The following is a 16646-nucleotide window of genomic DNA, read 5'->3' as shown; positions in this document are numbered from 1 at the left end:
GGACGTCAGGCAACCGGCATGGCGGTAAGGCCAAGCTGGGTGACCGTGAGTTTCAGGATGCGATGCAGGGAATCGCGATCCCTGTCAGACAAGTGGGCGAAACATTCGGCTTCGTTCCGGTCTGCCAATGCCGCCAGTTCGGGGACAAGCTCCACCCCCTGAGGCGTCAGGCATAGGGTCTGTGACCGCCCGTCGTCGGGGTTGGCCTCGCGGACGATCAGAGATTTCGCAGTGAGCCGATCAGCCAGCTTCGTGATCGCGCCTCGGGTCATACCCATGTCGTCAGCCACCTGGCTGGGCGATGTCGGCTCCCTGCCGTAGAGTACGCGCATCAGCACCCATTCCGCGACGGTCACGTCCTTGGCGGCGAGCTTGCGCGCAAAGGCGTGCGACACGTGGTTGGAAACGTGCCGCAGCCAGTAGCCAAGGTGAGCGGTCAATTCTGGAACGTCCGGGGGCATGGCACACTCATTGGTTGACTAGTCAATTATAATGTAAAAGTTTCCTAGTCAACTGTTTGTTTGGCTTGTCTGGGTTCATAAATCAAGTTTTTTGCATCATCGGGAAACGCGAGCGATATCAAGGTTATCTGTGGCGCATAAATCAGGTGCGAATGTCCGCCCGCTGCCCGGCGCGAGGCTGGCCGGGCTCGCGCCGGGCTATCCTGCCGCAAATCCAGCGCGTCAGAATAGCCAAGCCACAATGTAATCCCCGGCACTCCGACCCGCCCCTATTCTCCCCCCATTCCGCCCGACCAAGGGGGCTGTCGCGAGGTGTCGTGCGGCCGGGCGGAGTTGCGGTGTTCATGGTCGCGGCCGTCACGGGTCGATGACCATGGAGGTGCCGTTCGTCGCCTGGGCCTTCAGCAATCCCGGTCATGCCCGACCTCAATTGGCGATGACGGACCCCCAGAGAACCGCGCGCGGGACGGTCGGGGCGGCCTTTGACGCTGCTCGACATCGGCTCGACTTCGACATCGGCTCGCAGCCGTCGACTGCGACGCCCCAATCGTCCCGCGCATCCCTCCGGGTTCAGCGGAAAACCCTCGCGGCGTCGCCGGCGGGGTTTTTCGTGCGGCGTTTGCCGCGTGTGGCGCTGGAAGAACCCCTCTCCCGCCTCTAAGTCGGGTATACCCGACTTAGACACTCCGAATGCTGAACTCGGGCAGGCCCGAGTTCAGTGAGATGGGCAGGGGTGAGGGGCCGCCGCTGGTGGCTGAAACGCGACGGCGCCGTTGCGCATTCTGGCCCGGTGGCAGGCCCTCATCCGGCGCTCTGCGCCACCTTCTCCCATCCGGGAGAAGGGAAGAGGCGGCGGCGCTACAGGCTCGCCGCCGCCCTTGCCGCCTGGTCGTAATGGCCCGAGAGCGAGCGCATCATCGCGGCGATTTCGGAGAGGCGGGCGGGGTCGGTGCCGGTTCCGAGCACGGATTTGACCAGAAGCTGCTCGCGGATGCGGGCATAGGCCCGGCAGGCCTCCTCGCCTCCTTGAGTCACCGCGACGGTCTTCTCCTTGCCCTTGCGGCCGCCCTTCAGCAGCTTCAGGCGCTCGAGCTTCTTCAGCGAGTAGTTCACGACATGGGTGTCCTCGATGTTGAGGACGAGGCAGATGTCGGCGAGGCGCTTTGGCTTGCCGCGATGGTTGACGTTGTGCAGCACCAGCACGTCGAGCGGCGAGAGATCGGGCAGGCCGGCGACCGCCATGCAGCGCACCGCCCAGCGGTGGAAGGCATGGACCGTCATGCTCAACGCGAACTCGAACTCCGACAGAGCCGGCATCGCGCCCGAGGCGAGATGGCCGGAGGAGACGATCGGGCCGAGGTCGTTATTTGTCGGAGACACAGGCACCTTCGCAATCCGAGTGAGGCGCTGGAAGAACCCCTCTCCTGTAAGGAGAGGGGCAGGGGTGAGGTGAAGGACGTGTGACCAGTGAGGCGCCGAATTTAGGAATGCTGCGGTGAGGTCACGCCCCTTGCGGAGAACGTCCGACCCCTCACCCTGCCCTCTCCCTCCGGGAGGGGGTTCCCCGCGCCTTCATCCCAAGGGATAGATCCCTTGAGACCTCACATCTTCTTGTAGGCATCCACGATGGCCTGGCCGTCGGCGCCGGCCTTCTTCAGCCAGTCGGCGGTCAGGGTCTCGCCGGCCTTCTTGAAGCCGGCAGCGAGCTCGGGGCTCGGCGCCTGGACCTTCATGCCCTTGGCCTTGAGCTGGTCGAGATACCAGCCGGCCTTCTCCTCCCACATCTTCCAGCCGCGCTCCTCGGCCGTGGCGGCGGACTTCAGGATCGCGTCCTTGGTCGGAGCGTCGAGCGCCTCGAAGGCGGCCTTGTTGACGAAGGTCGCATTCTTGGGGATCCAGGCCTTGGTGTCGTAGAAATGCGTCAGCGACTCCCAGACCTTCGAATCATAGCCCGTGCCGCCCGACGACATGAAGGAGTTGACGACGCCGGTCGCCAGCGCCTGCGGCAGTTCCGCGGCCTGGATGGTGACCGATTGCATGCCGAGCAGTTCGCCCAGCCGCGTGGTGCCGACATTGTAGGAGCGCCATTTCAGCCCCTTCATGTCCTCGACCGTGTTGATGTCCTTTTTGGCGTAGACGCCCTGCGGCGCCCAGGGGACCATGAACAGCAGCTTGACACCCTGCGCGTCGAGCTTCTTTTCCACGGCCGCCTTCGAGGCCGCATAGAGCTTCTTCGATTCCGCGAAGGAGGCGGCGAGGAAGGGCACGACGTCGATGCCGTAGACCGGGTCCTCGTTCTCATGGATCGACATCAGGACCTCGCCCATCTGGGCCTGCCCGGTCTGGACGGCGCGCTTGATCTCGGGCGCCTTGAACAGCGAGGCGCCGGCATGGACGGTGATCGAGAGCTTGCCGCCCGTCGCGGCCTCGACGTCCTTGGCGAAGGCGGCGAGGTTTTCACTGTGGGGATTGTCGGCCGGGTAGGCGGCGGGCAGGTTCCATTTGGTCTGGGCGCTGGCGCCGGTGGTGGCGAGCGCCAGGGTCCCGGCGGCGACGCCGATGGCGAGGAGGCTCTTGATGAAATCGGTGCGCGTCATGTTTTTCTCCGTTCCCTGTTTTTGATGTCGTCTATTGCGGCGGAAAGGCCATCTCCGGAAGGATCATCACGATCTGCGGGAAGATCGTAATGATCGCGACGGCGGCGACCAGCAGAAAAAAGAAGGGCAGGGCGGCGAGCGCGACCGTGTTGGAATCCTTGCCCGACATGGTCTGCAGCACGAAGAGGTTGAAGCCGACCGGCGGCGAGACCTCGGCCATTTCGACGATCAGGACGAGGAAGATGCCGAACCAGACGAGATCGAAGCCGGCGGTCTTGATCATCGGGATGACGATCGCGGTGGTCAGCACGATCATCGAGATGCCGTCGAGCGCTGTGCCCAGGATGATATACATCACCGTCAGCGCCGCGATCAGCGCATAGGGCGAGAGGTGCAGACCGTCGACCCAGGCGGCGAGTGCCAGCGGGATGCCGGTATAGGCCATCGAGGTCGACATGAAGGAGGCGCCGGCGAGGATCAGCATGATCATGCAGGTGATCCGGGTCGTGCCCATCACGCTCTGCCAGAAGGCCTCTTTCGTGAGCGTGCCCGACCACCAGGCGATGCCGAAGGAGCCCAGAACGCCCCAGGCGGCGCATTCGGTCGCGGTCGCCCACCCCAGCAGCAGCGACAGAAAGACGAGTGCGATCAAGAGCATGCAGGGAATCAGCTGCGCCGATTCCTGCAGCTTCATGCGGAAAGACATGGCGGGCTCGGGCGGCGGCGCCTTGTCGGGGTTCAGGATGTGCCAGATCGCGATGTAACCGGAATAGAGCACCATCACGAGCAGGCCGGGCAGGAAACCGGCGAGGAATATCTGGATGATCGAGACGTTGGCGGCGACCGCATAGACCACCATGGTGATCGAAGGCGGGATCAAGATGCCGAGCGTGCCAGCGCCTGCGAGCGAGCCGAGCGCCAGCTTCTCGTCATAGCCGCGCTTCTTGAGTTCGGGCAGGGCGATCTTGGCGACGGTGGCGCAGGTCGCCGCCGACGAGCCCGAAACCGAGCCGAAGATGCCGCATGCGAGCACGTTGACATGCATCAGTCGGCCGGGAAGCCAATTGAGCCACGGGGCGAGGCCGCGGAACATCTCCTCGGAGAGTTTCGTCCGGTAGAGGATTTCGCCCATCCAGATGAAGAGCGGCAGGGCTGCCAGCGTCCAGGAGGCGCTGTTGCCCCATATCGTGGTGGCGAGCACGGAGCCCGCCGGGATGCCGCCCGCGACGAACTGCATCGCGACCCAGCCGCATGCCATCAGCGAGATGGCGATCCAGACGCCGCCGGCGAGGAAGACGATCAGCAGGAGGAGCAGAAGCCCCGAGATTTCGATCATCGCCATGACGTCAGACTCCGCTCGCCATGGCACGCTCGACGATTTCCTCGTCGGATTGCGCGGGCGGCTTCTCGTAGCGGGGCGGCTGGCCGCGCAACACGACATGGACGAACTCGTCGACGAAGGCGATGAATAGGATCACGAGACCGCCGGAATAGCCGAGCTGCGGGATCCACATCGGCATCGCCACGACGCCGCCGGCGACGTCGTTGAAGGCGTAGGACTGCCAGGTCATGACGACGGCGTGCCAGGCGAAGAAGCCGACGAAGCCGAGACCCAGCACCAGCGAGAAGACCTCGAAGACCCAGCGCGTGCGGCCCTGGAAGCGGTCGATCAGGAGGCCGACGCGGATCATGTCGCCGGATTTGAAGGTGTGGGCGAGGCCGAGGAACGCCATCGCCGCCATGCACCAGGAAGCGAAATCGTCGCCGGCGGGAATGTTGAAGCCGACCTCGCGGCCGAGCGACAGGCTCATCATCAGCACGAAGATGATGACGAGGAAGGCGCCCGCCGCGTAGCCGGCCCAGAGATAGAGCGCGTCGAGGCTGCGGCGGATCATGACTGGGCTCCGGATGCCGTCATTGCGCGGCTCTGGATTGCTTCTCTGCGCTCGCAATGACGGAGTACCGCCATAGCCAAGACTGATCCGCTCATCGCATCCTCCTCTTGACCGGCCCGGCCCCTCAGCCATGTTCCGGTCACAATCGAACCTACCCGGCGAAATCCGCTTGTCAACGTTTCATCGACAATTTATCGATGAAACGTCGGTGAGCTTTTGGCTCGGCCGGTCTTGACGGGGGAGGCTTTCATGACGACGGGTCGCTGGGATTTCTGGATCGACCGTGGCGGCACCTTCACCGACGTGATCGGCCGCGATCCCTCTGGCAAGCTCCATGCCAGAAAGCTCCTGTCGGAGAATCCCGGTGCCTATCGCGACGCGGCCGTACAGGGCATCCGCGACCATCTCGGGCTGAAGGCGGGCGAGGCGATCCCGGCCGGGCTCGTGGACGAGGTCCGCATGGGCACGACGGTCGCGACCAACGCGCTGCTGGAGCGCAAGGGCGACCGCACGCTGCTGGTCATCACCAAAGGTTTTCGCGACGCGCTGCGGATCGGCTACCAGGCCCGGCCCGACATCTTCGCCAAGGAGATCATCAAGCCCGAGCAGCTCTACGATGCGGTCGTCGAGGTCGATGAGCGCGTCCTGGCCGATGGCGCGGTCGAGCGCGCGCCCGACGAGGCGGCGATCCGGGCCGATCTGCAGGCGCAGTACGAGGCCGGTTTCCGGGCGGTCGCGATCGTGTTCATGCATGCCTATCGCTATCCCGCCCATGAGCAGGTCGCAGCCCGCATCGCGCGCGAGATCGGCTTCCCGCAGGTCTCGGTCAGTCATGAGGTCTCGCCGCTGATCAAGCTGGTCGGGCGCGGCGATACGGCCGTGGTCGATGCCTATCTGTCGCCGATCCTGAGCCGCTATGTCGCGCAGGTCTCGGAGGAACTCGACATCGCCCGTACGGGCGTACGCCTGATGTTCATGATGTCATCGGGCGGTCTGACCGCCGCCGAGTTGTTCCAGGGCAAGGACGCGATCCTGTCGGGTCCGGCCGGCGGTGTCGTCGGCCTGGCCGAGACCGGCCGCTCGGCCGGGTTCGACAAGGTCATCGGCTTCGACATGGGCGGCACCTCGACCGATGTGGCGCATTTCGACGGCGAGTACGAGCGCGCCTTCGAGACGGAGGTGGCAGGCGTCAGGATGCGCGCCCCGATGATGCTGATCCACACGGTGGCGGCCGGTGGTGGGTCCATTCTGCATTATGACGGCGCACGCTTCCGGGTCGGGCCGGATTCCGCCGGAGCCAATCCGGGGCCGGCAGCCTATCGCCGCGGCGGGCCGCTCGCGGTGACCGACGCCAACGTCATGGTCGGCAAGCTGATCCCGGCCTATTTTCCGCCGATCTTTGGCGAGACCCGCGACCAGCCGCTCGATGTCGAGACCGTGCGCCAGAAGTTCGCGGCGCTGGCCGCAGAGGTCGGCGACGGGCGCTCGCCGGAAGAGGTCGCCGACGGCTTCATCCAGATCGCGGTCGCCAACATGGCCGAGGCGATCAAGAAGATTTCCGTGCAGCGCGGCTACGACATCACCCGCTATGCGCTGAATTCCTTCGGCGGCGCGGGCGGGCAACATGCCTGTCTGGTGGCCGATGCGCTCGGCATCAAGACGGTGCTGCTGCACCCGTTCTCCGGGCTGCTTTCCGCCTATGGCATGGGGCTCGCCGAAATCCGCTCGACGCGGACGGCGGCGCTGGATGCCGCCCTCGACGAAGGAGCGCCGGCCGCTATCGCGACCGTGTCTGACAGGCTCGCTGCCGAGACCCGCGCCGAATTGACGGGGCAGGGTGTGCCCGAAGCCGAGATCACGGTCCTGACCCGCGCCCATATCCGCTATGCCGGGACGGATACCGCGATCGCGATCGCGGCGGGGACGACGGATGCGATGCGCGACGCCTTCCAGGCCGCGCACAAGGCGCGCTTCGGCTTCATGGACGAGACCAAGGCGCTGGTCGTCGAGGCGGTCGAGGTCGAGGCCATCGGCGGCGGCGCGAAGTTCGAGGAGGCCTCCGCGCCCGAAAACGCCGGCGAGCCGGCGGCGGCCGAGCGCACGCGCCTGTTCTCGAAAGGCCAGTGGCACGAGGCGGCCGTGGTGCGGCGCGAGGCGATCTCGCCCGGCCAGCAGATCGCGGGGCCGGCCATCATCATCGAGCCCAACCAGACCGTCGTGGTCGAGGATGGCTGGTCGGCGAAGCTGACGCCCAAGGACCATCTCGTGCTGGTACGCTCCAGGGCGCTGGTCCAGAATTCCGCGATCGGCACCAGGGCCGATCCGGTGATGCTGGAGATCTTCAACAACCTGTTCATGTCGATCGCCGAGCAGATGGGCGTGACGCTGCAGAACACTGCCTATTCGGTGAACATCAAGGAGCGGCTCGACTTCTCCTGCGCCGTCTTCGACCAGACCGCTGCGCTGGTGGCGAACGCGCCGCATATGCCGGTGCATCTCGGCTCGATGGACAAGTCGGTCGAGACGGTGATCGCCAACAACGCGGTGATCCGCCCCGGCGACGTCTACTGCCTGAACGCGCCCTATAATGGCGGCACGCATCTGCCCGACATCACGGTCTGCACCCCGGTCTTCGACGAGGCCAACGAGACGATCCTGTTCTGGGTCGCCAGCCGCGGCCACCATGCCGATGTCGGCGGCGTCGCGCCGGGCTCGATGTCGCCGCTGGCGACGCATATCGAGGAGGAGGGGGTCTATATCGACAACTTCAAGATCGTCGATCAGGGCCGCTTCTGCGAGGACGAACTCGTCGCGCTGCTGACGGGCGCGCGCTATCCGGTCCGCAACGTCGTGCAAAACGTCAACGACCTGAAGGCGCAGATCGCGGCCAACGAGAAGGGCGTCGCCGAACTGCGCAAGATGATCGCATCCTTCGGGCTGCCGGTGGTGCAGGCCTATATGGGCCATGTCCAGGACAATGCCGCCGAGAGCGTGGCGCGGCTGCTGACCCGCCTGCATGATTGCGAGTTCACCTATCCGATGGACCAGGGCTGCGCGATCAAGGTCAGGATCACGATCGACCGCGACAGGCGTGAGGCGACCGTCGATTTCACCGGGACTTCGCCGCAGCGCGAGGACAATTTCAACGCGCCTGCGCCGGTGACGCGAGCGGCCGTGCTCTATGTCTTCCGGGTGATGGTCGACGACGCTATCCCGATGAATGCCGGCTGCCTGCGGCCGATCAGAATCGTCATTCCCGAGGGCTCGATGCTGGCGCCGCGCTATCCCGCCGCCGTGGTCGCGGGCAATGTCGAGGTCAGCCAAGCGGTGACGAACACGCTGTTTGGCGCGCTCGAAGCCATGTCGTCCTCGCAAGGGACGATGAACAACCTGACCTTCGGCAACGACGAATACCAGTATTACGAGACGATCTGCTCGGGCTCTCCGGCGGGGCCGGGGTTCCACGGCACCTCGGGCGTGCATGTCCACATGACGAATTCGCGCCTGACCGATCCCGAGATCCTGGAGACACGCTTCCCCGTCGTGCTGGAGGATTTTCACATCCGCGCCGGCTCGGGCGGCAAGGGGCAGTGGAACGCCGGCGACGGCACCAGCCGCACGATCCGCTTCGCCAAGACGATGGACTGCGCGATCCTGGCCTCACACCGCAAGGTCCGTCCCTTCGGCATGAAGGGTGGCGAGCCGGGGCAGGTCGGCAAGACGCTGGTGCGGCGGCTCTCGGGCGCAGTCGAGGAACTGAAGCCCTCGGACCAGACGCTGCTGCAGGCGGGCGAGGCCGTGACGGTGATCACGCCGACGGCCGGGGGGTATGGCAAGGCGGAGGGGTGAACGTAGAGTTCAGGCTGCCTTGCGCGGTCGTACGGAGATAGAAACCTCCACCTGCTGACCTAGCTTGCCCAGAATCGTGATCATGCGGTCGATGGTAAAGCGGTCGAGCTTGACGTTGCGGATGCGCGAGAATTCCGACGCCGCCACGCCGGTCAGCGTTGCCGCCGCCTGAACGCCGAGCTTGTTGTCATCGAGTACGGCGATGATCTTCGCGGCAAGCAGCGCCCTTGCCTGTTCGAGATCGGCATCAGGCGAGCCAAGATCGCGGAAGACATTGCCGCTGCCATGATCCAGTTCGATGTCGTCACTCATGGCAGCATATCCTTCAGTCGTTTCAGCCGGTCGAGTATGAGATCGATATCCGCTCTCGACGTCTTGATGCCGGAGGTCGATTTCTTCTGGAACGCGTGGACGACCCATAATGCGTCGCCAATCTTTACGGCGTAAACCACGCGGAACGCATCTCCGCGTGAGCGCAACGCAATCTCGAAGATGCCGCTGCCGAGGCGGTGAAGCGGCTTTGCGATGCCGGCCATGCCGCCCTCGGCCGCAACCGTCAGCGCCCGCAGAAGCATCGCGCTGGGCCGCCTCAGGGAAATCCAGAAAATCCTTCCGTGCGGCCTTGATCCACGATATCGGCCGCGTGTCTCTCATCTGTGGATTTTGACATATTCGTCAAAAATCACAAGAGGGCGTCTTCTGTCCCGCGCCAGAACATGTGTGCCATGCTTTGCTTGCGGCTGTGCCCTATGGCTTCGGGGCCTGCGACACCCTAGCTCGAGCCTCCATAACGGAGATACCCCATGCCCCAAACCTGGATGATCACCGGCGCCAATCGCGGCATCGGGCTGGCGCTGACCATGGAACTGCTGCGCAAGGGCGAGCATGTCGTTGCCGCCGCGCGCAACCCTTACGGCGGTGTGCTGGCGGAACTCGCGGCCGAGCATCCGGCTGCTCTGATCCCGCTCGAACTCGACGTGACCTCGGACGAAAGCGTGGCGGCTGCGAAGGCGGCACTCGCCGGCAAGCCGATCGATGTTCTTCTGAACAATGCCGGCGTTCTCGGTGTGCGTGGCGACGAAACGGCGCTGGCGATGGATTTTGCGATGTGGCGCGAGGTCTTCGAGGTCAATGTCTATGCGCCGCTGCGTGTCGCGCAGGCGTTCCTGCCCAATGTCGAGGCCGGTTCAGGCCGCAAGATCGCGACGATCACCAGCCGCATGGGCTCGATCGGACTGAACCCCTCCGGCTCGTTGCCCTATCGTTCGTCGAAGGCGGCGGTCAACATGACGATGGTCGTGTTCGGCAACGCCGTGCGCGAACGCGGCGTCAGCGTGCTGCTGTTTCATCCCGGCTGGGTGAAGACCGACATGGGCGGCGTCGGCGCCGACATTACGCCGGCGCAAAGTGCCTCCGGGCTGATCGCGACGATCGACGCCTCCGGGATGGCCGATACTAACAGTTTCCGGACCTGGAATGGCGAGACGATTCCCTGGTAGCCGACATGCGCCCAAGGCGGATGGACCGCGTCGCGCCCCCGTCCTAATCGTTTGACCCCATCGTCCTCAGGAGCCTCCCATGATCCGCATCACGCTCGCCGGCTGCACCGGCTGGGTCGGCAAGGCGCTCGTCGCCGCGATTTCCGACGCGCCCGATCTCGAACTCGTCGCGGGCATCTCGCGCAAGGCGGCTGGGCGCGATCTCGGCGAGGCGGCTGGGCTGCCGGCCAACGGGCTGCCGGTGTTCCCGACCATGGCCGAGGCGCTTTTCGTGCCGTCGGATGTGGTGATCGACTACACCAAGCCTGACAGCGTGAAGGCCAATGTGCTTGGCGCCATCGCCGGCGGGCGCCATGTCGTTGTCGGGGCGTCGGGCATGATGGGCGAGGATTATGCCGAGATCGATGCGGCGGCGAAGTCGGCCGGCGTCGGCGTGCTCGCCGCCGGGAATTTCTCGATCACGGCGACGCTGCTGCGGCGTTTCGCCCGCGAGGCGGTGAAGTATGTGCCCGATGTCGAGATCATCGATTATGCCTATCCCTTCAAGCCCGACACGCCGTCGGGCACCGGGCGCGAACTCGCCGAGACGCTCGCGGTCGAGCGGATGGCGGCGACCTCCAAGCCTGTCGCCGAACTCGGCGGCGTCAGGGAGACGCGGGGAGGCGCGATCGGCGCGCCCCATCCCGTTCAGGTGCATTCGGTGCGGATGCCGGGCTTCGTCCTGTCCTGCGAGGCGGTGTTCGGCCTGCCCGACGAGCGGCTGGTGATCCGGCACGATGCCGGCAGTTCGGCTGCGCCTTATGTCGGCGGGACGCTGCTGGCAGCGCGGCGGGTCTCCGACCAGACCGGCCTGCGGCGCGGGCTCGACAGCCTGATGGCATGAAAACGGCTTGCAACGGGCCGCGGTTTGCGGCTTTGTGGCCGAATATGTTCACGCTCCGTACCCATCGATGAACTGGTCTCCGCAGCAGGACGCGGCGCTGACGTCCGTCGCGCGCTGGCTCCAGGGCGGCAAGCCGCAGGTGTTCCGGCTGTTCGGCTATGCCGGCACGGGCAAGACGACGCTGGCGCGCCATATCGCCGAGGCGGTCGATGGCGACGTCGTCTTCGCGGCCTTCACGGGCAAGGCCGCTCTCGTGCTGCGCAACAAGGGCTGTACGGGCGCGCAGACGATCCATTCGCTGATCTACCGCTCGCGCGGCGTCGAGGAGGAAAGCCCGACCTTCGTGCTCAACCGCGAGAGCACGGCCGCCAAGGCCAAGCTGATCATCATCGACGAATGCTCGATGGTCGACGAGGACCTCGGCAAGGATTTGCTCTCGTTCGGGACGCCGGTGCTGGTGCTGGGCGATCCGGCCCAGCTGCCGCCGGTTAAGGGCGGCGGCTTCTTCACCGAAGCCGAGCCCGACGTGATGCTGACCGAGGTGCACCGGCAGGCGGCCGACAACCCGATCGTGCGGATGTCGATGATCATCCGCGAGGGCGGGCGGCTCGATGTCGGCGAATACGGCCAGAGCAGGGTGATCAGGCGCGATGCGATCACGCCCGAGATCGTGCTCGGTGCCGACCAGGTTCTCGTCGGGATGAACAAGACGCGGCGCAGCTACAATGCCCGCATGCGCCAGCTGATGGGCCGGACCGAGACCGTGCCGGTGGCGGGCGAGAAGCTGGTCTGCCTGCGCAACGACAAGAGCAAGGGTCTGCTCAACGGCGGATCATGGATCGTGCAGGAGCTCAAGACTTCGAAGAAGGGCCTCGTCACGATGCGCGTGACGCCGGAGGACGACACGGCCGCCAAGCCCGTCAAGGTCTCGGTGCTGCCGAATTTCTTCGACGGGACGGAGGACGAAGTGCCCTGGGAGCTGCGCAAGCACACCGACGAGTTCACCTTCGGCTACGCTCTGACGGTCCACAAGGCGCAGGGCTCGCAATGGAACGACATCGTTCTGTTCGACGAAGCTTTCGCGTTTCGCGAGCACCGGGCGCGGTGGCTTTACACGGGGCTGACGCGGGCTGCGGAGATGATTACGGTGGTGGTGTGATAAGGTCGTCTTCGCGCGGAGGTGACGATGTCGGAGCCGGATGAAAGCGAAGCGGGTGGCGAGCCGATTGATGCCGAAGACGCCGTTTATCTGCGGCTCGTAGAATCGTTGTTCTGCGAATGGCGCAGCGCCGCCGATGCGGCGGCTTATGATGATCTCTTGGATCGCCAGACCTCGGTCACCCCCGCGCCGTCATCCCGGGCTTGACCCGGGATCCATCATAAGGCTGGCCGTCGCCTTATGATGGATCCCGGATCGGCACGGCTTCGCCGCTTGTCCGGGATGACGGAAGCCTTTTTCCTCACAACGCCTGCGACGTCGTTCCCTTCGCCACGATCGGTCCTGTCGGGCGGCCGGTCGGCGAGCCTTTCGAATCCTCGATGGTGATCTCGAAGAGCTGGTCGCGGCCGAGCGGGAGCTGGTCGAGCCTGAGCGGCGTGGTGCGGGCGCGGTCGATCAGGCCGACGGAGCGCGGCCCCACGGCGCGGTCCCACAGCGTCCAGATTTCCAGCGCCTTGCCCTCGGGCACCGCGATGTTCTGCAGCGGCACCATCTCGACCCGGCCATCGGCGAAGGTGTTGACGACGGCCGCCGCGATGCTCGCCTCGGTCAGCAGCACGGCGACCATGACGGGCTGGCGCTTCGCGCGGTCGAGTGCGCCGACGAGGCCGATCGCGAGGATGATGGCGGCCAGCGCGCCGGCGAGCGCCGCGCCGCGCCAGACCAGGAGACTGTCCCACCAGCCGGCCAGCACGGAGCCGGTCGCGCCGGCTTTGGCCGGTGCGGGGCGGGTGCCTGCGGGCGCACGGGCCGCAGGCGCGCGCGCGGCTGTCTGGGCGATGGCCGCGATGTCGGATTCGATGCGCGGCCACAGACCGGGAGAGGGCGGGATCGGTGTCGCTGTCGCATCGATCGCAGCGAAATGGCCGCGCCAGCGCTCGACGGCCTCAATGAGCGGGCGGTCGCTCTCGAGCCGCCGCACGAAGGCGACGAGGTCGCTGCCTTCGATCAGGCCCAGCACATATTCGCCTGCGAGGCCGTCGCGCTCGTTGGGCGTCAGGGGCATGTCTGCGGTCGGGCTCATCCGAGGCACTCCTTGAGCGTCATCAGCGAGCGGCGGATCCAGGATTTCACGGTGCCGATCGGCATCTGCAGTCGCCCCGCGATCTCGCCATGCGTCAGGCCCTGGACGAAGGCGAGCAGCACGATGCCACGCCTCTGGGCTGGAAGCGTTTCCAGGCAGGCGCGCAGGGCCTTGGCGTCGGACAGCTTCGACATGACCGTCTCGGGATCGTCCTCTTCGCTCGCCGTTTCCTCGGCGACGGGGGTGTCACTTGTTTCCGTGCGCTTCTCGTCCCGCAGGATCGAGAGCGAGCGGTTGCGCAGGATCGCGTAAATCCAGGTCAGACCGCTGCCGCGCTCCGGATCGAAGCGCGCCGCGTGCCGCCAGATCAGCACGAAGGCATCCTGCACGGCCTCCTCAGCCACGGCGCGACGCTTCAGAAGACGCTGCGCCACACCAAGCATACGCGGCGACTCGGCATCGTAGATGCGCCGGAGCGCCGATTTATCGCCGGAGGCACAGGCAAGCAGCGCGGATTCGATTTCTTTTGCCTTCGCCGGCTGCGTGGCGTCGCTCGCCATCCCTGGTCTCTCCCTGTCCGGCTCGGCGTCCGTCCGAGCGCAGGCCAGCACCTTGTTACATGGCTTGCGAAGCTGCGGATGCAGCAGGATTTTTTATTTTTTGCGACGCATCCGCAAGCCGCCGGCCACGTTACCCCCTGAAGAATGCGGAGGCCGACAATGTGGCCCACCCTGCATCCAGACAATCAACAGGAGGAACAGGCCATGACCCGGACAACCCGCATCGCATTGCTAAGCTCGACCGTGCTTGGCCTTGCCGCCGCCCCGCTCGCCGCACAGGCCGGCATGTTGGCTGCACTCAGCGGCGACAACACGCTGACCATGATCGATACCGGCACGATGAAGGCCGGCAAGTCGATGAAGGTCACGGGCATCACCGGCAAGATCGCCGGGATCGACGTCCGTCCCGCCGACGGCATGCTCTATGCGCTCGGCACCGACGGCACGATCTACATGGTCGACTCCGTCGGCAAGGCGACGATGAAGTCGAAGATGGACACCGTGCTCGACAAGAGCGCCATTGCGACGGTCGACTTCAACCCGGCCGCGGATCGGCTGCGCGTGATCGGCTCCGACGGCACCAACCTGCGGGTCAATGTCGACGACGGCAAGACCACCGTCGACGGCAAGCTGAAATTCGCCGAGGCCGACATGCACAAGGGCGAGATGCCGATGATCGTGGCCGGCGCCTACACGAATTCCGTCAAGGGCACGAAGGAAACCGCGCTCTACGACATCGACTCAAAGATCGGGGGCCTGATCAAGCAGGCTCCGCCCAATGACGGCGTCCTTGGCGCCGTCGGCAAGCTCGGCGTGATGCCGAAGGCGATCGCCTTCGACATCGAGGCGGGCGCCGACGGATCGAATACCGGATGGCTCGTGGCCGACCGTGCGCTGCACAAGGTCGACCTCGCCACCGGAAAGGCCTCGATGGTTGGCAAGATTACCGGGCTGAAGGCGTCGGTGCGTGATGTCGCGGCGCTCCCGGCGTCCTAAGTCCGAGACGATCTGCTAACCTGTCGGGAGGGCCGTCGCCTTGCAAAGGGCGGCGGCCCAATTCTTTTGATTTCGTAGCGTAATCCACCCTCGTCCCGCCGTGCTTTTCGACGATAGCGCCAATTGCCGCTTTCCGGTTCGGTTTTTCGCCATAGTTGTCGTGCCACTTCGAAGCCGTCTATCCGCGTTCGACCGCTTTCGGAGAGCTTTGCATGGCAAGCCCTGCTGATCTTCGTGCCAACAGAGTGGGCCTCCAGCGCTTCGGGCTCGGCTTTCGGCTGGGGCAGCCTGCCGAGATCGTCGAGCGTGCCCGGGAAATCCTGATCGCCGAGGTCAGGCCGGGCGGGGTCGCCCAGCCGTCCGGCGTGCCCTTCTCCGGTGCGGCCGAGACGGGCGCTGCGCTCTACGCTTTCGAGGATCAGGAGCGCGTCGAGCGCGAGGCGAGGCGGGTCGCGGCTCTTCCGGGGCAGCCCGTGCAGGTCGCTGCCGCACCACCTGCGGCGAACCAGAACCAGATGGCGCAGCCCGCCAAGGCGCCCAACCAGCCCGCTCTGCCCTATCGGACCTATCGCGACGAGGTCATGGCGCGGACGCGGCTGGCGCTCGATGCCGAGACGGGCTTTGGCGAGCGGATGGTGCAGTTCTGGTCCAACCATTTCTGCATCGGCGCGACCAAGAGCAACATGACCCGGATCATGGCCGGCGCCTATGAGCGCGAGGCGATCCGCCCGCATGTCTTCGGACGGTTCGAGGACATGCTGGTCGCCGCCGAGAGCCATCCGGCGATGCTCGACTTCCTCGACAACCGGCTTTCGATTGGACCGGGATCGCCGGCCGGGAAGCGGCGCGGGCGCGGGCTGAACGAGAATCTGGCGCGCGAGATTCTGGAGTTGCATACGCTCGGCGTCTCGGGCGGTTATGCCCAGGCCGACGTCACCAATCTCGCCCGCATCATCACCGGCTGGACCGTGGTCGGGCGCGAGGCCGTGCTCGGCTTTCCCGGTTCCTTCGCCTTCAATGCCGGGCTGCACGAGCCCGGTCCGCAGCCTTTGCTCGACAAGCGCTACGAGCAGCCGGGCAAGGCGCAGGGTCTGGCGGCATTGGGCGACCTCGCGCGGCATCCCGCGACGGCCCGCTTCATCGCGCTGAAGCTGGCGCGGGCCTTCGTGGCGGACGAGCCTCCGTCAGCGGTGGTCGGCAGGCTGGAGAGTGTGTTTCGCGAAACGGACGGCGATCTCGCGGCCGTCTCGTTGGCGCTGCTGCAATCCAACGAGGCCTGGTCCGCGCCGCCGACCAAGATCCGGACGCCGCAGGATTTCCTGCTTGCGTCCTGTCGCGCCTTGGGGCGCAAGCCCGATTTCGGCCAGGTGGTCGGGCCGCTGACGGCGATGGGGCAGCCCTTCTGGCAGCCGGGCGGCCCCAACGGCTATCCCGACAGCAACGATGCCTGGGCCTCGGCCGAAGGGATCAAGACCCGGATCGACGTCGCCGCCGGATGGGGCCGGCAGGCGGCCGGCAGCGTGCCCGACCCGCGGGCGCTGACCGAGGAGATTCTGGGGCCGCTCGCCTCGGCCGAGACGCGGGCTGCGGTCGCGCGGGCCGAGAGCAAGCCGCAGGCGCTGGCGCTGCTGCTGATGTCGCCCGAATTCCAGCGGAGGTGAGG

Annotated in this window: 16 protein-coding genes; 7 read left to right on the top strand and 9 right to left on the bottom strand. The window is 65.8% G+C overall.

Going from position 1 to position 16646, the window contains the following annotated elements:
- Positions 1 to 5: 5 nt before the first annotated feature.
- The 5 genes from AXW83_RS11350 to AXW83_RS11325 all read right to left on the bottom strand — a co-directional run bounded on the left by AXW83_RS11350 (position 6) and on the right by AXW83_RS11325 (position 4953).
- Positions 6 to 461, bottom strand: a complete 456-nt coding sequence (locus AXW83_RS11350; RefSeq protein ID WP_066613514.1) for a MarR family winged helix-turn-helix transcriptional regulator — start codon at positions 459 to 461, stop codon at positions 6 to 8.
- A gap of 858 nt (positions 462 to 1319) precedes the next feature.
- Positions 1320 to 1847 (bottom strand): winged helix DNA-binding protein, encoded by a 528-nt coding sequence (locus AXW83_RS11340; RefSeq protein ID WP_442855233.1) that lies wholly within the window; start codon positions 1845 to 1847, stop codon positions 1320 to 1322.
- 215 nt (positions 1848 to 2062) lie between these two features.
- A complete protein-coding gene (locus tag AXW83_RS11335) occupies positions 2063 to 3058 on the bottom strand; it encodes a TRAP transporter substrate-binding protein (protein WP_066613508.1) in 996 nt (331 codons plus the stop codon).
- Between the two features lie 31 nt (positions 3059 to 3089).
- Entirely contained in the window at positions 3090 to 4400 is a 1311-nt protein-coding gene (locus tag AXW83_RS11330; protein WP_066613507.1) for a TRAP transporter large permease, read from the bottom strand.
- Between the two features lie 4 nt (positions 4401 to 4404).
- Positions 4405 to 4953 (bottom strand): TRAP transporter small permease, encoded by a 549-nt coding sequence (locus tag AXW83_RS11325; protein ID WP_066613506.1) that lies wholly within the window; start codon positions 4951 to 4953, stop codon positions 4405 to 4407.
- Between the two features lie 249 nt (positions 4954 to 5202).
- Here AXW83_RS11325 and AXW83_RS11320 point away from each other — a divergent pair, with 249 nt between their 5' ends.
- Positions 5203 to 8802 carry a hydantoinase B/oxoprolinase family protein gene (locus tag AXW83_RS11320; protein WP_066613505.1) on the top strand — a complete coding sequence of 1200 codons (3600 nt, stop codon included), beginning with the start codon at positions 5203 to 5205 and terminating at the stop codon, positions 8800 to 8802.
- Between the two features lie 9 nt (positions 8803 to 8811).
- Here the strand turns inward: AXW83_RS11320 and AXW83_RS11315 are convergent, their stop codons facing one another.
- Positions 8812 to 9114, bottom strand: coding sequence for a helix-turn-helix domain-containing protein (locus AXW83_RS11315; protein WP_066613503.1), 303 nt, complete (start codon positions 9112 to 9114; stop codon positions 8812 to 8814).
- Positions 9111 to 9338, bottom strand: a complete 228-nt coding sequence (locus tag AXW83_RS11310; RefSeq protein WP_236841882.1) for a type II toxin-antitoxin system RelE/ParE family toxin — start codon at positions 9336 to 9338, stop codon at positions 9111 to 9113. The genes AXW83_RS11315 and AXW83_RS11310 overlap by 4 nt, the downstream gene beginning before the upstream one ends.
- Before the next feature lie 267 nt (positions 9339 to 9605).
- Between AXW83_RS11310 and AXW83_RS11305 the strand changes: the two genes are divergently transcribed.
- The 4 genes from AXW83_RS11305 to AXW83_RS11290 all read left to right on the top strand — a co-directional run bounded on the left by AXW83_RS11305 (position 9606) and on the right by AXW83_RS11290 (position 12550).
- On the top strand, positions 9606 to 10301 hold the full coding sequence (locus AXW83_RS11305) for an SDR family oxidoreductase (protein WP_066613491.1): 696 nt from the start codon (positions 9606 to 9608) through the stop codon (positions 10299 to 10301).
- Between the two features lie 79 nt (positions 10302 to 10380).
- Positions 10381 to 11184 carry a 4-hydroxy-tetrahydrodipicolinate reductase gene (gene dapB / locus AXW83_RS11300; protein ID WP_066613487.1) on the top strand — a complete coding sequence of 268 codons (804 nt, stop codon included), beginning with the start codon at positions 10381 to 10383 and terminating at the stop codon, positions 11182 to 11184.
- 67 nt (positions 11185 to 11251) lie between these two features.
- Positions 11252 to 12343, top strand: coding sequence for an ATP-dependent DNA helicase (locus AXW83_RS11295; protein ID WP_066613478.1), 1092 nt, complete (start codon positions 11252 to 11254; stop codon positions 12341 to 12343).
- 27 nt (positions 12344 to 12370) lie between these two features.
- The gene (locus AXW83_RS11290; RefSeq protein WP_066613476.1) at positions 12371 to 12550 is read left to right on the top strand and encodes a hypothetical protein; all 180 of its coding nucleotides are present in this window, start codon (positions 12371 to 12373) and stop codon (positions 12548 to 12550) included.
- 94 nt (positions 12551 to 12644) lie between these two features.
- Here AXW83_RS11290 and AXW83_RS11285 read toward each other — a convergent pair whose 3' ends face one another.
- The gene (locus AXW83_RS11285; protein WP_066613473.1) at positions 12645 to 13427 is read right to left on the bottom strand and encodes an anti-sigma factor; all 783 of its coding nucleotides are present in this window, start codon (positions 13425 to 13427) and stop codon (positions 12645 to 12647) included.
- Entirely contained in the window at positions 13424 to 13987 is a 564-nt protein-coding gene (locus tag AXW83_RS11280; RefSeq protein WP_066613470.1) for a sigma-70 family RNA polymerase sigma factor, read from the bottom strand. Before AXW83_RS11280 ends, AXW83_RS11285 begins: the two co-directional genes overlap by 4 nt.
- Positions 13988 to 14191: 204 nt before the next feature.
- Here AXW83_RS11280 and AXW83_RS11275 point away from each other — a divergent pair, with 204 nt between their 5' ends.
- Entirely contained in the window at positions 14192 to 14983 is a 792-nt protein-coding gene (locus tag AXW83_RS11275) for a DUF4394 domain-containing protein (protein ID WP_066620333.1), read from the top strand.
- Between the two features lie 212 nt (positions 14984 to 15195).
- Entirely contained in the window at positions 15196 to 16644 is a 1449-nt protein-coding gene (locus tag AXW83_RS11270) for a DUF1800 domain-containing protein (protein ID WP_066613467.1), read from the top strand.
- Positions 16645 to 16646 lie beyond the last annotated feature (2 nt).

Origin of the sequence: Bosea sp. PAMC 26642, from assembly GCF_001562255.1 — a bacterium.
In the GTDB taxonomy this organism is placed as follows: domain Bacteria; phylum Pseudomonadota; class Alphaproteobacteria; order Rhizobiales; family Beijerinckiaceae; genus Allobosea.
The sequence above is the reverse complement of the archived record's forward strand: the minus strand, read 5'-3'. Positions and strand labels throughout refer to the sequence as shown.